The sequence below is a fragment of the Vibrio sp. Vb2880 genome, assembly GCF_033337975.1.
In the GTDB taxonomy this organism is placed as follows: Bacteria; Pseudomonadota; Gammaproteobacteria; order Enterobacterales; family Vibrionaceae; genus Vibrio; species Vibrio alginolyticus.
Genome location: NZ_JAWORT010000006.1, coordinates 69809 through 88582 on the forward strand (window position 1 = coordinate 69809; position 18774 = coordinate 88582).

General features: G+C 45.2%; 22 protein-coding genes and 1 pseudogene. 16 read left to right on the plus strand and 7 right to left on the minus strand.

What is annotated here, in order from left to right; all coding sequences use genetic code 11:
- Window positions 1-13 precede the first annotated feature (13 nt).
- Together R7M92_RS08665 and R7M92_RS08670 are read left to right on the plus strand one after the other, a co-directional pair.
- Window positions 14-853, plus strand: a complete 840-nt coding sequence (locus R7M92_RS08665) for an ABC transporter ATP-binding protein (RefSeq protein ID WP_005379372.1) — start codon at window positions 14-16, stop codon at window positions 851-853.
- Between the two features lie 168 nt (window positions 854-1021).
- Entirely contained in the window at window positions 1022-1447 is a 426-nt protein-coding gene (locus R7M92_RS08670; RefSeq protein WP_136976541.1) for a phosphate-starvation-inducible protein PsiE, read from the plus strand.
- A 56-nt stretch (window positions 1448-1503) separates the two neighbouring features.
- Here the strand turns inward: R7M92_RS08670 and R7M92_RS08675 are convergent, their stop codons facing one another.
- Entirely contained in the window at window positions 1504-2370 is an 867-nt protein-coding gene (locus R7M92_RS08675; protein ID WP_005384776.1) for a YicC/YloC family endoribonuclease, read from the minus strand.
- A gap of 184 nt (window positions 2371-2554) precedes the next feature.
- Between R7M92_RS08675 and rph the strand changes: the two genes are divergently transcribed.
- Entirely contained in the window at window positions 2555-3271 is a 717-nt protein-coding gene (gene rph / locus R7M92_RS08680; protein ID WP_031780917.1) for a ribonuclease PH, read from the plus strand.
- A gap of 104 nt (window positions 3272-3375) precedes the next feature.
- Entirely contained in the window at window positions 3376-4017 is a 642-nt protein-coding gene (pyrE, locus tag R7M92_RS08685; RefSeq protein WP_026000307.1) for an orotate phosphoribosyltransferase, read from the plus strand.
- A gap of 84 nt (window positions 4018-4101) precedes the next feature.
- Here the strand turns inward: pyrE and R7M92_RS08690 are convergent, their stop codons facing one another.
- The 3 genes from R7M92_RS08690 to coaBC form a co-directional block, all read right to left on the minus strand.
- On the minus strand, window positions 4102-5052 hold the full coding sequence (locus R7M92_RS08690) for a Kdo(2)-lipid IV(A) acyltransferase (protein WP_318133145.1): 951 nt from the start codon (window positions 5050-5052) through the stop codon (window positions 4102-4104).
- A gap of 6 nt (window positions 5053-5058) precedes the next feature.
- A complete protein-coding gene (gene slmA, locus R7M92_RS08695; RefSeq protein ID WP_005379386.1) occupies window positions 5059-5649 on the minus strand; it encodes a nucleoid occlusion factor SlmA in 591 nt (196 codons plus the stop codon).
- A gap of 171 nt (window positions 5650-5820) precedes the next feature.
- Entirely contained in the window at window positions 5821-7020 is a 1200-nt protein-coding gene (coaBC, locus tag R7M92_RS08700) for a bifunctional phosphopantothenoylcysteine decarboxylase/phosphopantothenate--cysteine ligase CoaBC (protein ID WP_318133147.1), read from the minus strand.
- Window positions 7021-7213: 193 nt separating this feature from the next.
- On the opposite strand from coaBC, the gene R7M92_RS08705 reads away from it, so the two are divergent.
- The 8 genes from R7M92_RS08705 to R7M92_RS08740 all read left to right on the plus strand — a co-directional run bounded on the left by R7M92_RS08705 (window position 7214) and on the right by R7M92_RS08740 (window position 13554).
- A complete protein-coding gene (locus tag R7M92_RS08705) occupies window positions 7214-8887 on the plus strand; it encodes a methyl-accepting chemotaxis protein (protein ID WP_136976543.1) in 1674 nt (557 codons plus the stop codon).
- Window positions 8888-9001: 114 nt separating this feature from the next.
- Window positions 9002-9676, plus strand: a complete 675-nt coding sequence (gene radC, locus R7M92_RS08710; RefSeq protein WP_031780918.1) for a RadC family protein — start codon at window positions 9002-9004, stop codon at window positions 9674-9676.
- A gap of 302 nt (window positions 9677-9978) precedes the next feature.
- Window positions 9979-10215, plus strand: a complete 237-nt coding sequence (gene rpmB, locus R7M92_RS08715) for a 50S ribosomal protein L28 (protein ID WP_005384783.1) — start codon at window positions 9979-9981, stop codon at window positions 10213-10215.
- A 13-nt stretch (window positions 10216-10228) separates the two neighbouring features.
- Entirely contained in the window at window positions 10229-10399 is a 171-nt protein-coding gene (rpmG, locus tag R7M92_RS08720) for a 50S ribosomal protein L33 (RefSeq protein WP_004410866.1), read from the plus strand.
- A 275-nt stretch (window positions 10400-10674) separates the two neighbouring features.
- Window positions 10675-11151: a hypothetical protein gene (locus R7M92_RS08725; RefSeq protein WP_031780919.1), complete on the plus strand. Its 477-nt coding sequence runs from the start codon at window positions 10675-10677 to the stop codon at window positions 11149-11151.
- 102 nt (window positions 11152-11253) lie between these two features.
- Entirely contained in the window at window positions 11254-12063 is an 810-nt protein-coding gene (mutM, locus tag R7M92_RS08730) for a bifunctional DNA-formamidopyrimidine glycosylase/DNA-(apurinic or apyrimidinic site) lyase (protein ID WP_053349744.1), read from the plus strand.
- A gap of 86 nt (window positions 12064-12149) precedes the next feature.
- Complete coding sequence (coaD, locus tag R7M92_RS08735; protein ID WP_005379411.1) at window positions 12150-12632, plus strand: pantetheine-phosphate adenylyltransferase; 483 nt, start codon at window positions 12150-12152, stop codon at window positions 12630-12632.
- Entirely contained in the window at window positions 12619-13554 is a 936-nt protein-coding gene (locus R7M92_RS08740) for a glycosyl transferase family 90 (protein ID WP_136976544.1), read from the plus strand. Before coaD ends, R7M92_RS08740 begins: the two co-directional genes overlap by 14 nt.
- A 30-nt stretch (window positions 13555-13584) precedes the next feature.
- Here R7M92_RS08740 and R7M92_RS08745 read toward each other — a convergent pair whose 3' ends face one another.
- Genes R7M92_RS08745 through R7M92_RS08755 form a run of 3 tightly spaced genes read right to left on the minus strand, consistent with a single transcriptional unit; the run spans window position 13585 to window position 16228 of the window.
- Entirely contained in the window at window positions 13585-14373 is a 789-nt protein-coding gene (locus tag R7M92_RS08745; RefSeq protein WP_158173576.1) for a glycosyltransferase family 2 protein, read from the minus strand.
- Complete coding sequence (locus R7M92_RS08750; protein WP_005395793.1) at window positions 14370-15137, minus strand: glycosyltransferase family 2 protein; 768 nt, start codon at window positions 15135-15137, stop codon at window positions 14370-14372. The genes R7M92_RS08745 and R7M92_RS08750 overlap by 4 nt, the downstream gene beginning before the upstream one ends.
- Window positions 15138-15172: 35 nt before the next feature.
- A complete protein-coding gene (locus tag R7M92_RS08755) occupies window positions 15173-16228 on the minus strand; it encodes a glycosyltransferase family 9 protein (RefSeq protein ID WP_017820712.1) in 1056 nt (351 codons plus the stop codon).
- A 107-nt stretch (window positions 16229-16335) separates the two neighbouring features.
- Here R7M92_RS08755 and R7M92_RS08760 point away from each other — a divergent pair, with 107 nt between their 5' ends.
- The 4 genes and pseudogenes from R7M92_RS08760 to R7M92_RS08775 form a co-directional block, all read left to right on the plus strand.
- Window positions 16336-16743, plus strand: a complete 408-nt coding sequence (locus R7M92_RS08760) for a diacylglycerol kinase (protein WP_005395798.1) — start codon at window positions 16336-16338, stop codon at window positions 16741-16743.
- 11 nt (window positions 16744-16754) lie between these two features.
- On the plus strand, window positions 16755-17465 hold the full coding sequence (locus R7M92_RS08765; RefSeq protein WP_171345965.1) for a 3-deoxy-D-manno-octulosonic acid kinase: 711 nt from the start codon (window positions 16755-16757) through the stop codon (window positions 17463-17465).
- Window positions 17466-17609: 144 nt separating this feature from the next.
- Window positions 17610-18674, plus strand: coding sequence for a dTDP-glucose 4,6-dehydratase (gene rfbB, locus R7M92_RS08770; RefSeq protein ID WP_318133150.1), 1065 nt, complete (start codon window positions 17610-17612; stop codon window positions 18672-18674).
- Window positions 18674-18772: pseudogene (locus R7M92_RS08775) on the plus strand (sugar phosphate nucleotidyltransferase); the annotation flags it as partial. The gene rfbB and the pseudogene R7M92_RS08775, both read left to right, overlap by 1 nt.
- Window positions 18773-18774: the final 2 nt, after the last annotated feature.

Here is an 18774-nt window from a genome sequence, read left to right on the forward strand (position 1 = left end):
AAAAGAGGATGTTATGGCAAAAGAAGTATTAAGAATTGAAAATCTTAAGCAGCACTTTGTTTCTGGTAAAGGGCTGTTCAAGAAAGGCTACACCATCAAAGCGGTAGACGGAGTTTCACTGTCTGTTTCTGAAGGTGAAACACTGGGGCTAGTTGGTGAGTCAGGTTGTGGTAAAAGCACCCTTGGTCGCACGATCTTAAAGTTATACGAGCCAACAGAAGGTAAGATTTTCTTTGAAGGTAAAGACATCACTAAATTGTCTGTTAAAGAGATGCGCTCGCTGCGTAAAGACATGCAAATCGTCTTTCAAGACCCAATGGAGTCACTCAATCAGCGTCATACCATCGGTATGATTCTGGAAGAACCGTTTGTTATTCATAAAATTGGCACGCCAACAGAGCGTAAACAGTGGGTAAAAGAACTTTTAATCAAAGTGGGATTACCAGAAACGGCAGTAAACCGTTACCCGCATGAGTTCTCCGGCGGTCAGCGCCAGCGTATCGGTATCGCTCGCGCGATTGCATTGAAGCCTAAACTGCTGATTTGTGATGAATCGGTATCTGCGTTAGATGTGTCGGTACAGGCGCAAATCTTGAACCTATTGCTACAACTGCAACAAGAAATGAACTTGGCGATCATATTTATCTCTCACGATCTCTCGGTGGTGAAACATGTTTCTGACAAAGTTGCCGTGATGTATTTTGGCAAAGTGGTAGAAGCAGGCAGTGCTAAAGAAATTTATGCAAACCCGCAAAACGAATACACCAAAAAACTCCTATCTGCGATTCCGATCACTCACCCTAAATATCGGAAGAAAAAGCGCGTAGCTGAAAAAAAGCAGCAAGTGGCGTAAGTGATGCCACAGGTCCTATAACACAAAAGCGCTCCGCCAAATAAGCGGAGCGTTTTTATAAGCAAATGCCAGGACTTGGAGTCGATTTACACTGATGTTTATTCTGATTGATTGAAGATCGTTGCATGCTAAACTCAAGGCCTATTTTCTTTGTTTGGATAATGGACCATGCCGTCGAATTTACCGAAATCCTTTAGTCGACCTTTCCTGAGAATCTTCCATATTTTGGAGGCGGTATTATTAGTCTCTATTACCTTGGCGACGTTGTACGCCATGATGCAAGAGTTTGTGCACGTATTTGTAGAGAAGCGTGTCTTACTCACAGATATTCTGTTGATGTTTATCTATCTGGAAGTGCTCGCCATGGTGCAGCAGTTCGTGATGAACGGTAAAATTCCGGTACGCTATCCTATCTACATCGCGATGATGGCGATCGCCCGCTATATCACTCTCGGAATGAAAGAGCTGGATGCAGTTTTGGTTGTGTGGTTATCTCTGGCTGCGTTTATTTTGGCTGCGGCTACTTTGCTGATCAGAATTGGGCACCATTATTGGCCCTACGTTGATAACAGTACCTTGGAAAAAGACGAATAAAAGAAAGCCCCGTATTAGCGGGGCTTTTTTGTTTCAAATACTCGATGACTTTTAGATCATTCAATGTTTTGGATCTGCTCACGCATCTGTTCAATTAGAACTTTCAGTTCAACGCCCGATGCGGTGATGTCGGTGCTGATGGATTTCGACGCTAGCGTGTTCGATTCACGGTTGAACTCTTGCATCATGAAATCTAGACGACGACCCACTGCGCCACCTTTTTTCAGAATGTTCGTGGTTTCTTTTACGTGAGAATCAAGACGGTCTAGCTCTTCTGCTACGTCTGATTTCTGTGCCAGAAGGATAAGCTCTTGCTCAACGCGAGATGGGTCTAGCTCTACTTTCGCATCTTCAAATTTAGAGAACAGACGCTCACGTTGCCACTCTAGTATTTCTGGCATGCGTGCGCGCACTTTCACAACTTCTGATGTGATCGCTTCTAGGCGTTGCTCAATCAGCGCCTTCATGTTCTCGCCTTCACGAGCGCGCGCTTCAATAAATTCATCCATTGCGCCATCAAACGCTTCTAGTAGCACTTTATTTACCGCATCCATGTCTTGCTCTGGCGTTTCCATTACCCCCGGCCATTGCATGACTTGAAATGGATTGATTCGGCTCAGTTCACCAGTCATGTGCATGACTTGTTCAGCGGCTTTAATTACCTGGCTAGCAAGCGCTTCATTGATGCTAAGCTCACCTTTTGCGGCAGGGTTTGCTTCAAAACGCAGATTACATTCTACTTTGCCTCGCGCTAAGCGCTTACGAAAGCGCTCACGTAAAACGGGCTCTAACCCGCGAAATTGTTCTGGCATGCGGAAGTATGTTTCTAAATAACGCTGGTTCACGCTGCGGATTTCCCATACCGCAGAACCCCAATCGCCTTTTACTTCTTTGCGTGCATACGCTGTCATACTGTAAATCATCGAATTTTCCTGTCTTCATTTTTTGAAAATTACTTCAAGAGTGTATCACGCTGCGTCGATAGGTGCGCGGGATGTATGGATTGTTTATGTTGTGCCAGCGGCGTAACCTATGAATCCGGAATCGATTCCGTTATAATCTTCGCCCAACCAAATCGTCTTCTCCTCATATTTAAGGTAGATGCCCATGCGTCCAAACGATCGCAAGGCGGATCAAGTTCGCCCTATCAAAATTACTCGTAACTACACAGCTTACGCTGAAGGGTCAGTGCTAGTTGAGTTCGGTAACACCAAAGTGTTGTGTAATGCGACCGTCGAAGAATCTGTGCCACGTTGGCTAAAAGGTCAAGGTAAAGGCTGGGTTACAGCTGAATACGGCATGCTACCTCGAGCAACACATTCTCGTACTCGTCGTGAAGCGGCAAGTGGAAAGCAAGGCGGCCGTACGATGGAAATTCAGCGTCTTATCGCGCGAAGCCTACGCGCTGTTGTCGATCTAAAAGCCATGGGTGAGTTCATGATCACCGTTGATTGTGATGTTATCCAAGCTGACGGTGGTACGCGTACTGCATCCATCAGCGGCGCAAGTGTTGCAATGGCCGATGCGTTCCAACACCTAGTAGATAGCGGCAAGCTAAAAGCAAACCCAATGAAAGGCCACGTAGCGGCAGTTTCTGTCGGCTTACTAGGCGACGAAGTATTGTGTGATCTTGAATACGTTGAAGATTCAGCGGCAGACACAGACATGAACGTAGTAATGACCGAAGAAGGCAAGATGATTGAAATTCAGGGCACCGCAGAAGGTGAACCGTTCAGTCACGAACAGCTGATGGCATTGCTCGAGTCGGCGAAAGTCGGCATTACGGAAATTGTCGCAGCGCAGAAGGCGGCGTTAGCCAATTGATTTAGATAGCTCCCATTATGGGGGCTATTTTTTTATCTCGACAATAGATAAATGAATGATTGTCGAGAAGAGACACAAGAAACCAAGGACATAGAGAGAAAATAATGAAAGCATACCAGCGTGAATTTATTGAGTTTGCACTTGAGAAAGAAGTTCTTAAGTTTGGTGAGTTTACTTTGAAATCTGGCCGTAAAAGCCCGTACTTCTTTAACGCTGGTCTTTTCAATACTGGTCGTGACCTAGCGCGTCTTGGTCGTTTTTACGCAGCCGCGCTCGCTGATTCTGGCATTGAGTTTGATGTACTGTTTGGTCCGGCGTACAAAGGGATTCCAATCGCGACGACAACAGCAGTCGCGCTGGCGGATCATCATGACGTCGACACGCCTTACTGCTTCAACCGTAAAGAAGCGAAAGATCACGGCGAAGGCGGTAACCTTGTAGGCTCTGCGCTTGAAGGTCGAATCATGCTAGTGGATGACGTAATCACAGCAGGTACTGCGATTCGTGAATCGATGGAAATCATTCAAGCAAATGGCGCAGACCTTGCTGGTGTGTTGGTTGCGATTGACCGCCAAGAAAAAGGCAAAGGTGAGTTGTCTGCGATCCAAGAAGTGGAGCGTGACTTTGGTTGTGCAATCATCTCGATCGTTAGCTTGACTGACCTTGTGACTTTCCTTGAAGAGAAAGGCACAGACAAAGAGCATCTAGAAGCAGTCAAAGCGTACCGCGCAGAATACGGCATTTAATTGGTTACTTTTTCTGAAAAAGTAAAAAGGGCAGATGGATATTCATCTGCCCTTTTTTGTTTTTGGATTCATCGCCTTGACCACTTACTTATAGCGAATGCCTTTCTCGACATGCTCATCTTGCATGGTTTTGTAGCGTTTATGGAGCCACATCCATTGCTCTGGAGCGCGTAGAATGACTTCTTCCACATACTTGTTCATATAAGCGGCAGCGGCGACTTCGTCTTTTTGTGGATAATCGGCTTCAATGCACTTATCGGCGATGATGTCGTATTTCCCTTCGTCATTGCGAAACCCTGAGCCTGGGATGATCGCACATTTTGAGGTATACACCAGAATGCTCGTGCCTGTTGTCGTACACGCATCGTCTACGGCAAAGAAGGGCACAAATACTGATTTTTTGCGACCGTAATCGTGATCCGGTAAATAGAACAGACGCTCACCGCTGCGTAAAACACGAATCATCTTTTTTACATCTTTACGATCAATCAGTTTATTGCCGTTATGTGTCCGTCCCCAATACTGGATAAAGTTATAAGCAGGATTATTATGCGGACGAAACGCGCCGTACCCGGCCACGCCTAACACGGCGAAAGCACGCGCAGTGATCTCTAGATTTAGAGCATGGACACAACAAAGTAGGACGCCTTTACCTTCTTTGGCTTTTTCACGCAGTGCGCCGAGATCTTTCTCGACGATCAGGTTTTTAAAGCGCCAAGTCGGCCAGAACCAAGTGATTCCGGTTTCTATCAGTGCCATACCGGTATTTTTGAAGTTCTCTTCAACAATATGTTGAATCTCTTCAGGTGTTTTGTCTGGAAAGGCCAATTCTAAGTTGCGCTGAGCAACGTGGACACGCTTTTTACCGTAGCGCATGCCAAGTTTACCGAGTGAACGACCTAATGAAAGCAGCAGCCGATAAGGAAGAATATTGACGAGGATGGCCAACAGACCAAAACCAAGCCATACGCCCCAGTTACGAGGGTGAAGAAGTGAAAGAGAAAACTCGGGCTGCGTGTATTTGTCTTTACTCATAGTCTTTTACTTTATTTGTGCACTCAAAAGCGCCCAGTACTCGTCAAAGTTTGCAGTCGGCTGGTATTTAAAGTCGCTACGCACAAAGCGGTTTAGGCTCCCCTCAACTTGTCCCAGAATTTGCGCGGCTAGGATGCGCTCTTCGACAGGGAAGGACTTCCCTTCACGAATTTTACGTTCACGCAGGATTTGGCGCAATTGTGTTTCTATACGCTCAAAGAGTTGATTGATGCGTTCACGTAGACGTTCATTTTCAAACATTAGAGCATGACCCGACAAAATGCGTGTCAGACCTGGGTTACGTTCAGAGAACGCCAAAATAAGGTGCATCACCATACGAATACGCTCTAGTGTATCTTTTTCGTCGTCTAGAATACGGTTGATACGTGTCATCAAGGCTTCTTCAATGAACTCAATCAACCCTTCGAACATGCGCGCTTTACTTGGGAAATGACGATACAGCGCGGCTTCTGAAACGCCGACTTGCTTGGCCAGTTTTGCCGTAGTAATGCGTGAAGCGCCATCTGTTGATTCAAGCATTTCTGCCAATGCTTGTAAGATCTCTTCACGACGGTTGGATTTTTTACTGCCGGCCATTAGTTACTTCCTTTCAAAATACAAAGTTGAGCGGAGGGGATTATAAGACGCTATTTCGCCTCAAACTAGACCACTAAGGGTGGAATGGGAGATTTAACACCCTTAGTTGTCATTTTTGTACCAAATTTATGCCAGCTTTTGTAAAAAATTGGCAGGGCTTTCAAACGTTAGTTACATCAATTGATGCATTTTTTCGAGAACTTTAAAGCTCAATGCTTCTTTTGATTCTAAAGCGAGCGCAAGTTCACCTTCAGGCCAGTAAAGGGTAATTGCGTTGTCGTTGCTGTTAAATCCTTGCCCTGCAACCGAAACGTCGTTTGCACAGATCATATCGAGGTTTTTCTTTGTTAACTTGCCTCGAGCATAGGTCTCTACATCATTGGTTTCAGCCGCAAAACCGACGGTAAACGGACGCTTCTCCGTCATTGCTGCCACAGATGCAACAATATCAGGATTTTTAACCATATTAATGACCATTTCGTCGTTGTCTTCTGTCTTTTTCAACTTTTGAGACGCGATCGTTTGTGGGCGGTAGTCGGCAACAGCAGCGCAGCTAATAAAGGCATCATGCTGGTTTGCATGTGTCATAACGGCTTCGTGCATCTCTTGGGCACTGGAAACATTTATGCGCTCAACACCTACGGGCGTATTTAAACTGACAGGACCGCTCACGAGGGTGACTTTTGCTCCCATCTGCGCTGCGGCGCTCGCCAATGCATAGCCCATTTTCCCGGAGCTATGGTTCGTAATGTAACGCACTGGATCAATCGCTTCGCGAGTTGGTCCGGCGGTAATGAGTATCGACTTACCTTCTAGCAATTTTGGTTGAAAGAACTGTTCACATAGATGTACTAGCTGCATTGGTTCCAGCATTCGACCTGGTCCTACATCACCACAGGCTTGCTCTCCTGCCGCAGGACCCCAGATGTGCATACCACGACGCGCTAACGTAGCGATGTTCTCTTGGGTTGCGATATTGCGATACATCTGTTGATTCATCGCAGGAGAAACAGCAACAGGGGAATCCGTCGCGAGCACGAGCGTAGTAAGTAAATCGTTCCCCATGCCTGCGGACATGCGCGCGATTAAGTCCGCGGTCGCGGGCGCTAATAGCACTAAATCTGCCCATTTGGCCAATTCAATATGGCCCATAGAGGCTTCCGCTGCTGGGTCTAGTAAACTGTCCGAGACAGGACGGCCCGAAACGGCTTGCATGGTTAAAGGGGTAATGAACTCTTTTGCGGCTTTCGTCATTACAACTTGAACTTGCGCTCCTCTCTCTATGAGGCGACGGGTTAGCTCCGCACATTTATACGCGGCAATACCGCCACTGATGCCGAGTAGAATTTTCTTTCCTGCTAGTGTTTGCATGTGAGATCTCCAATTTGATGACCGGATTTTAACACAATTCAAAGTCTGACCGCCCGAGCATATATAACGAGAAGATAATTCACATCAAACTCCAGAGTATTAATCTGACCGAGGAAGGGAAAATTCTCGCCTACCTCACAGACAAGTTGCGCGGAGTTTGCAAGTCTGAAAAGAAAAAGAGGTAGTGGAAACCATGGTGTTGAAAAGTCGAAACAAATTGCTGCTGATAACCCTAATTCCGCTGTTGTTGATCACTACGTTGATCTCAGTGGTGTATTACATCAACAGCAGTAAAAGTTTGGAAGCGGAGCTAGCAAGAGACAGGCAAGAGCTCATCGAAACGAAAAAGAAAGAGTTACAAGCCTACATGATGATGGGCGTGACGGCGATAAAACCGTTATACGACGCGGATGTAAATGGAAGTAATAAAGAGGCAGCAAAAGAAATTCTGAAAGCCATGCGCTTTGAAAGCGATGGTTACTTTTTTGCCTACGACTCTCAAGGTGTGAATACGTTGCACGCCATCAAACCTGCATTAGAGGGTAAAAACCTTTACGACTTAAAAGATGAAAATGGGGTCGCAGTTATTGCGGGCTTGATTGACGCTTCTCAAAAAGGGGATGGGTTCCTCTATTTCTCGTGGCACAAACCGACCATTGACGCACAAGCGCCTAAGTTGGGCTATGCAGAATATCTATCGAAATGGGACTGGGTTTTAGGTACTGGCGTTTATATTGATGACATCGACCAGCAAGTTGCGATGCACAGAGAGTTAAAGACTCAAGAGCTAAAAGAGCATACGTTATCTGCCGTGTTGATTTCCGTTATTGGATTGATCATTACCAGTGTTCTCACCAGTATCGTGGTGTCTAAAGGCATTCAGCCATTACAACATGTCGCGGCTTCATTAAAAGATGTTGCCGCAGGCGGCGGTGACTTAACGGCTCGTTTAAAAGTCGAAAGTCAGGATGAAGTCGGTGAAGTGGCGGCCGCGTTTAATGAGTTTATGGATAAGCTGCACCCACTGATGCAGGACATTCATTGCTCTGCGACGACAGTACAGACCGTTTCTCAAAGCCTGAACACTCAGACCAGCCAAGCGAGCGGTCAAATGCAGGATCACTGTTTAGAGACGGACAAAGTCGTGACGGCAGTGACGCAAATGAGCATGACTGCCAAAGAAGTAGCCAGCAATACTAATGCGACCGCGCAGGCAATTGACGATGCCAACAGTCAAGTCACCGCCGCTCAGCATGAGGTCGAGCAAGCAATAGAAGGCATTACCGAACTCGTGACGGAGATAGACAGCACGTCAGATGCAATTTCTGAGTTGAGTTTACAGACCGAAAAAATAACCAAAGTGCTGGATGTGATTGGCGAGATAGCCGAGCAAACGAATTTGTTGGCCCTAAATGCGGCGATTGAAGCGGCTAGAGCCGGTGAGCAAGGTCGAGGGTTTGCCGTCGTTGCGGATGAAGTACGCTCGTTAGCCAGTCGTACACAAAATAGTACTCATGAAATTGGCGACATGCTCAAGCAGCTACAAAATGGTGTATCAAGAGCGGTCAGTACGATGTCGGTGAGCCAAAAACGAGGTGTAAAAACGGCGGAAGAGTCCGCGCTCATTCAGCAATCTCTTTCTGGTGTTCATCATTCTATCGGAACAATTCGAGATATGGGTATTCAAACCGCGTCTGCCGCAGAAGAACAAAGTGCGGTTGCAGAAGACATCAACCAAAACTTAGTGGCTATTCAACAGATCGTGAACAACATTAATGAGACGTTGCAGCATGCCGAGTCAATCAGCACGCAGCTATCACAGTCTGGAACGGAAATTCACGGCTTGGTTGGCAACTTTAAACTCTGATGAACTGTTAAGTTGCATGGAAAGCACTGATGGTACGAAGAAAGCGAAAGTCATACTCGACTTTCGCTTTTTGTTTTGTGGAATAGGGACACTTTCCATATAAAGGGACATCAGATGATACTGAAAGCTTTGCCAAATGAGTCCATGCCCAGAGAGAAGCTACTGCAACGAGGGCCGCAAGCTTTGACCGATGCCGAACTGCTGGCCATCTTCTTGCGCACAGGCACCCGCGGAATGAACGTGATTGAGCTTGCAGACTTCCTTATTCAAGACTTTGGTTCGCTCAGACAACTATTTTCAGCATCAGAAGAAGAGTTTTGTCGTCACAAAGGATTAGGGCAAGCCAAGTATGTTCAGTTGCAAGCGGTACTAGAAATGACACAACGTTACTTGGCGGAGACGCTAAAGCGTGGTGATGCCTTAACCAGCCCCGACCAAACTAAGTTATATCTGTCTTCTATTTTAAGGGATCGGCAAAGAGAGGCTTTTTATATTCTTTTTCTCGATAACCAGCACCGAGTGATAAAAGATGAAATTTTATTTGAAGGAACGTTGGATGCAGCGTCGGTGTATCCGAGAGAAGTTGTTAAGCGTGCTCTGCATCATAACGCGGCGGCTTTGATTTTGGCGCACAATCATCCTTCAGGCGTTGCTGAGCCGAGCCAAGCTGACAGAAGGATTACAAGGCGTCTCACCGACGCATTAGCATTGGTGGATATTCGTATTTTGGACCATTTCGTCATCGGAGATGGGGAAAGTGTCTCTTTTGCTGAAAGAGGCTGGATGTAACTGTGCGTTTTTTAGGTTGTTAGTTGCTAAAAATCTGCTATCATCCACGCCACTAAATTTTTAACTGAATTCAGCTTGGACTGCTAAAAAAATCTGCTGTCTAAAAAAAGATCACGAAAACCTGTAAAAAGGATCTGTTCGGGTCTTGAGCAATGCATATCAAGTTAGTATAATGCGCGACCTTTGATAGCCTTGTATGGATTTTCCATAGCGGTTCTTAACCTCTAACTTCTTTTCGAGAGATAGAGAGGTTCGGCCACCAAGGTTGATATCGAGCTGAAACGATTTTGGAGAAGACATTCATGTCACGAGTATGCCAAGTAACTGGTAAGCGTCCAGTAACGGGTAACAACCGTTCACACGCACGAAATGCTACTAAGCGTCGTTTTCTGCCGAACCTACAAACTCATCGTTTCTGGGTAGAGAGCGAAAAACGTTTTGTTAAACTACGTCTATCTGCTAAAGGTATGCGCATCATCGACAAGAAAGGTATTGATACTGTTCTTGCAGACATGCGTGCACGTGGCGAAAACGTTTAAGAGGAAATAAGCAATGGCAAAGAAAGGCGTTCGTGAGAAAATCCGTCTAGTATCTTCTGCAGGTACAGGCCACTTCTACACAACTGATAAGAACAAGCGTAACATGCCAGGCAAATTTGAGATCAAAAAGTTTGATCCAGTAGTTCGCCAGCACGTTATGTACAAAGAAGCAAAAATCAAATAATTGGTTTCAGTCTCTTTGATGAATTGAAAAACCCAACTTTCGAGTTGGGTTTTTTATTACCTGAATAAAAGTGCTGAAGATAAAGTGTTCAGTACGTCATCGGATTATAAAGTACTGCTGAAGTTATTTTACTGGTCCGACTCTATACTCGAATTTTTGATTGATCGCTCTCTGCCGCTTAGTCACCACTCCCTACTCACTTGCACACCGTTGTTCTAGTCAAGCTCAATACTCTTTGGTAATTTACTCATAACGATAAGAGAGTAGAGATGGTTATGCGTGTGAGTCCGGCTCGTCGCCGCCGATGGAACAATATTCTTATTCTGGGCATTATCGCGTTTATAGTGATCTTAAATGCGCCGATGTGGATCAAAACTTACCTATTAACAGACCAAGCAGACCCTTACCCAAATGTACTTCGCTCCGACTATACGGTGGAGTCTTTGTACTATAGTGGCTGGGAGTTTGAACTGCATGATGGACGATGGCAATCCAACATCAAAGTTGATGCACCGATCAGTGAACTTGTATCACACTGGCAATCATTGGAAGGGACCGAGCTCACCTCAGAACAGTACGATCATTTAAAACCTAACCTGACGGTACCTGAAACGGTAGAAGTTTGGTATCAGGATCTCGAAGAGCCGCAGCGGGTGACTTTCTTTCGTTTACCTGATTTTTGGCTATTTAAAACCTGGCAAGACAAATGGGTCGCTATCTCCGTCGATGAAAACTACCTTATGCCAGAGTAGAGCCTTTTTGCGTCTATACCCCTAATAAGCCTCCCTATTTATCGTTTTTCTTTTCGATTATGCTAGCAGCGAGAACTATTAGCCGGTGAATTGGAGAATCTAATGCCTGAGTTGCCAGAAGTTGAAGTGAGCCGTATGGGGATTAGCCCTCACATGGTTGGACAAACGATCCAGTCGTTTACTTTTCGAACGCCTAAATTGCGCTGGGATATTCCTACAGAGCTTAAAAAATTGGAAGGGCAGGTGATCCGTGCGATTAGCCGTCGTGCGAAATACTTACTGATCGAGACAAACACAGGTACAGCCATTGTTCACTTGGGCATGTCGGGGTCTTTACGTGTTCTAGATGCTGACTTTCCGCCAGCAAAGCACGATCATGTGGATCTCAAACTAAGCAGTGGAAAAATACTGCGTTATAACGATCCGCGTCGTTTTGGGGCATGGCTGTGGTGTGCTCCTGGCGAGTCACATGCTGTGCTAGCAAACATGGGGCCTGAGCCTTTAACTGAAGAGTTCAATGCGGAATATGTAGCGGAGAAAGCTAAAAATAAGCGTGTTGCCGTCAAGCAGTTCATCATGGACAACAAAGTCGTGGTTGGTGTCGGAAATATCTACGCGAATGAGTCGTTGTTTAAATCTCGAATTCACCCTTCAAGGCCCGCAGGTAAGTTGACTTCTCAAGAGTGGGGGTTACTTGTTGAAAATATCAAAATGACACTTGAGATTGCCATTACGCAAGGTGGGACTACGCTGAAAGACTTTGCGCAAGCCGATGGAAAGCCGGGTTACTTTGCACAAGAGTTATTGGTTTACGGAAAAGCAGGAGAGCCATGCCCAGAGTGCGGCGAACGACTTCAAGAGCTAAAGATTGGCCAACGTAATACCTTCTTTTGTAGTGAGTGTCAGAAGTAAGTCGAGCTATTATCGAGCTTAAGTTGTTGTAATCTTGCGTTCGAGCCTCAATAATTCAATCAGTTTCGAATAACTTAGTAAATTATATGAAAGTCATTTATCCGGGCACTTTTGATCCAGTGACTAATGGTCACCTCAATCTAATAGAACGTACTCACGAAATGTTTGATGAGGTTGTGATTGGCGTAGCCGCAAGCCCATCGAAGAACACTATGTTTTCATTGGAAGAGCGCGTTGCACTGATGCAGGACGTTGTAGCGCATTTACCTGGTGTGACGGTAAAGGGGTTCTCCGGGTTATTAGTGGATTTCGCGAGAGATGAGAAAGCTAAGGTTCTTATTCGTGGTTTACGAACAACGGTAGACTTTGAATACGAGTTTGGACTGACCAACATGTACCGAAAGCTATTACCAGGAATCGAGAGCGTATTTTTAACTCCTGAAGAAGAGTTTGCGTTTTTATCGTCGACTATCGTGAGAGAAGTAGCGATTCATGGCGGAAGTATCGAACAATTCGTTCCCAAGCCAGTAGCCATCGCGATTGGGGAAAAACTGAATGAAAGACAGTAAGTTCCCTTATTATTTCTCAAACGCTCTCTCGACACTTATCCCTCGCTTTGTATATCGAGCACAAGCCAAGCGTTTACTTTCGAATCTGACCGAGGCAGAGCTGCAACGCTGTCTTGAGCGGGTGAACTATTACAATAAGTGTGAAACGCCGTTTTCAGTCGATAGCCGAGAACAAAGTTACTCGACCATCGATACATTCAAAAAAACGAAAGGCTGGACGTATTTTTTCGATCTTCGCCAAGTTGTACGCTATTTCCCTTCCAGTTTTGCGTTTAACTACATCAATGGCGATGTTACACACATCCCCAATGTACCGAGCTTTATAAAAAGCCGCCCTATTTTTGGTAACAACCAAAATTCAGTGGTGTTGAAACTTAATCAAGTTCGTCATTTTAAATTTATTGACGATCCTGTTCGCTATCAAGATAAAAAGGACATGGTAGCGTGGCGCGGCGTGGGTTTTCAGCCGCATCGTAAAAAGGTGATTCATGCGTTTTACAACCATCCGCAATGCAATATTGGCCAGACCCGCCCGGTAGAAGGGAAACCATGGGAAAAGGGCTTTATGAGTATTGAAGAGCAACTGCAGTATAAGTTTTTGCTCTGTATAGAAGGCAATGATGTGGCCACCAACCTTAAGTGGGCTATGTCGTCTAACTCCTTGGTTATTATGTCAAAGCCAAAATATGAGACTTGGTTTATGGAAGGTAAGTTAGAGGCAGGCGTCCACTATGTTGAAGTGAAGGATGACTATTCGGATTTGCCCGAAAAGATGGATTATTACCTAGCGAATGAGCAAGAAGCATTAGCGATCATTGAAAATGCGCACCAGTGGGTTGAGCAGTTCAAAGATAAACGTAAAGAGCGTTTGATCTCATTGATGGTTGCCGATAAGTACTTCGCTTTATCTCAGCAACAATAAAAAGGGGCGAAACGCCCCTTTTTTATAATCTTAAGCTTCTAGAAATTGATCAACACCATTCTCACAGCGTTTAAGCTTGTTTTTAATTGTGTTTTCTAAAATCTCGTCATTTTGTCCGAGTGACGCGCGAGAGTTTTCTACGTGGTACAAGTGGTAGCCTACACCTGCAAATTTTAGGTAAAGACGTGACTTACCCGCATTCAACATGCGATGAACAAACTCGCTGTCTTCGCGTCCCCATCCAACAAAATCTTGGTTGAAGCCATTCACCTCGATGACATCTTGTCGCCAAAACGCCATGTTGCAGCCGCGAGTGGCTTTATCGTTATTACGCTCGTAAGAGAACCATTTCGATAGCAAGGCGTTGGTGATGCAGTTTTTACGATTGCGAATGCCTTTGCTGAAAATGGAAGGCACTAAGCCGTTTTCCATGATGGCCTTGCTGCAGCTTTCATCCGTTAACACACGTCCACCCTGCACAAACCAATTTGGTTTTGCGACTTGCTTATGTGATTCAATAAACGTTTGGGACAGCACCATGTCGCCATCAATCATGATGAGGTAGTCACCTGATGCTTTGGCGATCGCACGGTTGCGGCTCATTGAAAGCTGAAAGCCATTATCCTCGTGCCAACTATGAATCAGTGGAACCGGAAAACCTTCACGCAGTTGGTCAACCATTGCTTTGGTGTCTTCTCGAGAGCCATCATCTGCAACAATGACTTCGTCAGGCAAAACGGTTTGACGTTTCACGCTTTCTAACACCGCTTTTAATGCTTCTTTCCAGTTGTAAGTGGTGATAATTAAAGTCGTTTTCATGATTTTTTTGCCTGTTCACGTAAGTAGAGATCGATATATTTTACAAAAGTAGAGTGCATGCTTAGCCAAGCTAGAATGAAGCCATGCTTGCCATCAAGGAAGCCTCGTTTGAGAACATACATCTTCAAAAAGCTAGCAAGAGCGTGAACGATAGCGGTCGTTAAACCCGCTTTCTTTTTACCTTCACGTTCATCCGTCCAGGCCTTGAGGTAGCCAGTGGTTTTATTGATGTAATGATGAAGGTGCTCGTAAGTGTAGTGATGCAGTCGACCATCCAGTTTTTCAGTTTGATAGTTTTTCTCATCAACTTTTTCATGAACGAGCGAATCATTATATTGTGTATATTCGGTGCGATATAAGCGCACAATCCAGTCTGGAGACCAACCAGAATGGTAGATGAACTTACCAAACGCTGAGCTTAGTCGATTAAGTTTGTATAAAACGTTCGGCTTATTGGCTGATACCGCGTGTAAGATACTTTCTTTTAGCTCTGGAGTGACTTGTTCGTCCGCATCAAGCCACAAAACGTAGTCTGCCGTAACGTATTGCTGCGCCAGTTGGCGCTGTTTACCGAATCCTGGCCAATCTAGGTTGGTGTAAAACTTATCTGTGTATTGTCGGGCGATTTCTTCGGTGCGATCAGTGCTGCCCGAGTCTAGAAGGACAATCTCATCGACCCAATCTTTTACTGTGTCTAGACAAGCTTGTAAGTGCTTCTCTTCATTTTTTACAATTAAGGCAACGGCTAAGGTTGGTTTGGACAAGGTCATTTCCTTCTTAACAAATCAAGACAGTAAGTTTACTGGTATTGAGGATACAAATCTTCTAAGACTTGATCGAACATGCTCATTACTTGAGTGCTGGTAATGCGGTTCATTGCCGTTTCATCTTTAGCGCGAGTTCGCCAGCTTAACTCGTGACTGTTTTTACCTGTTTCCGCAAAGATCGTTTCTTCATACACTGAGACAACGTATTTTAGATAACGGTAAGGTCCCACTCGCAGCGGATTATGGTGTGCATAGAGCCCGATGATTGGTGTTTTCATTGCATTCGCCATGTGTGCTGGTCCGGTATCGGGGGCGATGACCATTTCAACCTTATCTATTAACGCAAGCATTTGCAGAATTGAACTTTGTCCAACTAAATTTAGACACGGTTCTTCCAAGCGAGATTGAATGGCCTCTGCCAGATCCAATTCTACCTGAGCAGGGCTGCCTGCCAGAATCACGTTCCAGCCTTTTGCTCTGGCGTGATGAATCACATCCACATAACCTTCCGCGTTCCAGTTTTTATAAGCTTTGCTCGCACCAGGCACAATCAGCAGGTTAGGTTTACTACGAGAAATATGAGACTCTGCCCAAGCTTGATCGTGGTCTGAATAAGAAAGTACCCAGTCTAGTCCTGCCTTTGGTACCCCAATTTGATGGGCAAAGGCCATTAAGCCATCTGCGACATGCAGAGATTGCGGGGAAGGCACTTTGACATTGGTAAATAGTGTTTGAAAGTCCTGGCTTCTATCAGAAGAGAAACCAAGTTTGTATTTTGCTTTAATGCCCAACGTTGCGACACTCGCTCGAATCGCGTACTGCATATGCAATAGCGCATCAAACTCTCTGCCTTTCAGCTGTCGCCAAAGTGATTTGTAGCCATCAAGTCCCGCTTTTTTATCAAAAACAATCACTTCTACACCATCGATGGCGGCTAATAACTGGGCTTCAAGTTTACCCGTTATCCAAGTAATCTGGGTCGAAGGCCAGTGTTTCTGAATAGCTTGAATGCTGGCGATAGTATTGCAAACGTCTCCGATAGCGGACAAACGCAAGACGCATAGTGACGATGGGGCAGAAGTGAACATAATTATTGTCTGATTCGATGAATAGAGGCAGGTAAATTATGCAGACATCCCCAATAAATGTAAAATACACGGCTCGAATATAGCTAAGTACTGATAAGTGTTCTGCAATGTCAAAGACAACACCACATCAATCGCAAGAATCTGGCAAGCCGGGTAACACCGGGCTAAAGCGCATCGTTAAAGCGACGGGTTATTCGATCCAAGGATTAAAAGCGGCTTTTAAGCATGAAGCTGCCATTCGACAAGAGTTGGCTCTGTTGAGTATTGCTGTGATTTTGGCTTGGCTAGTGGATGTCGGCATGGTTGAGCGTATCTTAATGATCGGGGTCGTGGTATTAGTCTTGATTGTAGAGCTTGTAAACTCAGCGATTGAGGCGGTAGTGGATCGTATCGGTATTGAACGGCATGAACTCAGTGGGCGAGCTAAAGATATAGGCTCTGCTGCCGTTATGGTTGCTTTGGCGTTTGCTGCATTTACTTGGTTGTATATATTAGCCAGCCGGTATTTAGGCTAGAGGGTGAGCGCATGACTCAACAGTATAAAAACAACAACCAAGTGATCTGGTTTGATGACGAGATCATTACAGACCCTAGCCAACCGATATTTGATGCGGAATACTGGCAGTCCTCCGACAAGGTGGTTGGCAGTGCGACGGGGCGAGGCACGACATGGTTTATCCAACTAGAGAGCATGCAAGCGGCACTACGTCATTACCGTCGTGGCGGTTTGTTTGGGAAGTTAGTTAACGATCATTATTGGTTCTCTGGCTGGGATAACACCCGTTGTGCGCAAGAGTTTCAGCTTTTGTTGGCGCTAATTGAGGCTGGGGTGCACGTTCCTCGTCCTATTGCAGCAAGAGCCGTAAAGTCAGGACTCTTCTATCAAGCTGATTTATTAAGTGAGCGAATCCCAAACGCCAGAGATCTGGTTAGTATCTTGCAAGAACAGTCTTTATCGGTAGAAATGTATCAGAAAATAGGGCAAGAAATTGCCAAGATGCATCAGGTTGGCGTTAACCATACCGATTTGAATATCCACAATATCTTGATCGACGACAAAGATAAGGTATGGATTATCGATTTTGATAAGTGTCGTTTTGAAACTTCTGGTGACTGGAAGCATCAAAATCTAAATAGACTTCTGCGTTCATTTAATAAAGAGCGTTTAAAGCGACAGATTATTTGGCAAGAATCCGATTTTGAACATTTTCAGGACGGTTATGCTTCTCAATCTTAATTGAGTTTTTTATCATTTTATGTTAATTGCTCTAAGTAAGCCTTCTTGAGTCTAGCGATGCTCGAGTGAGCCTATAAACTACAATAATCATAAAGTATTCATGTGTATCTGATGGCACAAAAATTAACGTAGGTAACATTTGTAATGAAAATATTAGTAACCGGTGGAGCAGGCTTCATTGGGTCAGCTGTTGTCCGACATATCATTCGTGACACCCAAGATACCGTCATCAATTTAGATAAACTGACCTACGCAGGGAATCTAGAATCACTGGTTGATGTCTCAGAGAGTGAACGTTACCACTTCGAGCAAGTGGATATCTGTGACCGAGCTGAACTAGACCGCGTTTTTTCAGAGTATCAACCCGATAGGGTGATGCATTTGGCCGCTGAGTCTCATGTCGATCGCTCCATTGATGGACCTGCGGCTTTTATTGAGACCAATGTGATGGGGACGTATCACCTTCTTGAATCGGCTCGTCAATATTGGTCGACACTGGATGAGATACGCAAAGCCGCTTTCCGTTTCCATCATATTTCTACGGATGAAGTGTATGGTGATTTAGAGGGAACGGACGATTTGTTCACCGAAACTACCTCATACGCGCCGAGCAGCCCATATTCTGCATCTAAAGCTTCGAGCGATCACCTGGTTCGCGCTTGGCAACGTACTTATGGCTTACCAACACTTATCACTAATTGCTCCAACAACTATGGCCCGTACCACTTCCCAGAGAAGTTGATCCCTCTGATGATTTTAAATGCCCTCGATGGCAAGCCGTTGCCTGTGTATGGCGATGGTATGCAAATCCGAGATTGGCTGTTTGTGGAAGATCATGCCCGCGCGCTTTACAAAGTGGTCAACGAAGGTGAAGTCGGTGAAACCTACAACATTGGTGGCCATAACGAAAAAGACAACATCGAAGTAGTGAAAATCATTTGTGCTTTGCTTGAAGAGTTGCGACCAGACAAGCCAGTCGGGATAGAGTCTTATGAATCTTTGATCACTTATGTCAAAGATCGCCCTGGTCATGATGTGCGTTACGCAATTGATGCCACCAAGATCGCTCAAGAGCTTGGCTGGACGCCAGAAGAAACGTTTGAAAGCGGTATTCGCAAAACCGTCGAATGGTACCTAAACAACCCACAATGGTGGCAACGTGTGCTTGATGGTTCATACAGTTTAGAGCGATTAGGAGCGGGCGAATAATGAAAGGCATTATTTTGGCAGGTGGCTCGGGCACTCGACTTTACCCTATTACACGCGGTGTTTCTAAGCAGTTACTGCCGGTTTATGACAAGCCATTGAA

What these genes read in the sequence shown, in the direction of transcription:
- R7M92_RS08705 (WP_136976543.1), top strand. Translation starts at nt 7,214, where the DNA reads ATGGTGTTGAAAAGTCGAAACAAATTGCTGCTGATAACCCTAATTCCG.
- R7M92_RS08755 (WP_017820712.1), bottom strand. Translation starts at nt 16,228, where the DNA reads ATGTTCACTTCTGCCCCATCGTCACTATGCGTCTTGCGTTTGTCCGCT.
- mutM (WP_053349744.1), top strand. Translation starts at nt 11,254, where the DNA reads ATGCCTGAGTTGCCAGAAGTTGAAGTGAGCCGTATGGGGATTAGCCCT.
- rpmB (WP_005384783.1), top strand. Translation starts at nt 9,979, where the DNA reads ATGTCACGAGTATGCCAAGTAACTGGTAAGCGTCCAGTAACGGGTAAC.
- rfbB (WP_318133150.1), top strand. Translation starts at nt 17,610, where the DNA reads ATGAAAATATTAGTAACCGGTGGAGCAGGCTTCATTGGGTCAGCTGTT.
- rpmG (WP_004410866.1), top strand. Translation starts at nt 10,229, where the DNA reads ATGGCAAAGAAAGGCGTTCGTGAGAAAATCCGTCTAGTATCTTCTGCA.
- R7M92_RS08675 (WP_005384776.1), bottom strand. Translation starts at nt 2,370, where the DNA reads ATGATTTACAGTATGACAGCGTATGCACGCAAAGAAGTAAAAGGCGAT.
- radC (WP_031780918.1), top strand. Translation starts at nt 9,002, where the DNA reads ATGATACTGAAAGCTTTGCCAAATGAGTCCATGCCCAGAGAGAAGCTA.
- R7M92_RS08760 (WP_005395798.1), top strand. Translation starts at nt 16,336, where the DNA reads ATGTCAAAGACAACACCACATCAATCGCAAGAATCTGGCAAGCCGGGT.
- coaD (WP_005379411.1), top strand. Translation starts at nt 12,150, where the DNA reads ATGAAAGTCATTTATCCGGGCACTTTTGATCCAGTGACTAATGGTCAC.
- R7M92_RS08665 (WP_005379372.1), top strand. Translation starts at nt 14, where the DNA reads ATGGCAAAAGAAGTATTAAGAATTGAAAATCTTAAGCAGCACTTTGTT.
- pyrE (WP_026000307.1), top strand. Translation starts at nt 3,376, where the DNA reads ATGAAAGCATACCAGCGTGAATTTATTGAGTTTGCACTTGAGAAAGAA.
- slmA (WP_005379386.1), bottom strand. Translation starts at nt 5,649, where the DNA reads ATGGCCGGCAGTAAAAAATCCAACCGTCGTGAAGAGATCTTACAAGCA.
- coaBC (WP_318133147.1), bottom strand. Translation starts at nt 7,020, where the DNA reads ATGCAAACACTAGCAGGAAAGAAAATTCTACTCGGCATCAGTGGCGGT.
- R7M92_RS08745 (WP_158173576.1), bottom strand. Translation starts at nt 14,373, where the DNA reads ATGAAAACGACTTTAATTATCACCACTTACAACTGGAAAGAAGCATTA.
- rph (WP_031780917.1), top strand. Translation starts at nt 2,555, where the DNA reads ATGCGTCCAAACGATCGCAAGGCGGATCAAGTTCGCCCTATCAAAATT.
- R7M92_RS08725 (WP_031780919.1), top strand. Translation starts at nt 10,675, where the DNA reads ATGCGTGTGAGTCCGGCTCGTCGCCGCCGATGGAACAATATTCTTATT.
- R7M92_RS08740 (WP_136976544.1), top strand. Translation starts at nt 12,619, where the DNA reads ATGAAAGACAGTAAGTTCCCTTATTATTTCTCAAACGCTCTCTCGACA.
- R7M92_RS08765 (WP_171345965.1), top strand. Translation starts at nt 16,755, where the DNA reads ATGACTCAACAGTATAAAAACAACAACCAAGTGATCTGGTTTGATGAC.
- R7M92_RS08670 (WP_136976541.1), top strand. Translation starts at nt 1,022, where the DNA reads ATGCCGTCGAATTTACCGAAATCCTTTAGTCGACCTTTCCTGAGAATC.
- R7M92_RS08690 (WP_318133145.1), bottom strand. Translation starts at nt 5,052, where the DNA reads ATGAGTAAAGACAAATACACGCAGCCCGAGTTTTCTCTTTCACTTCTT.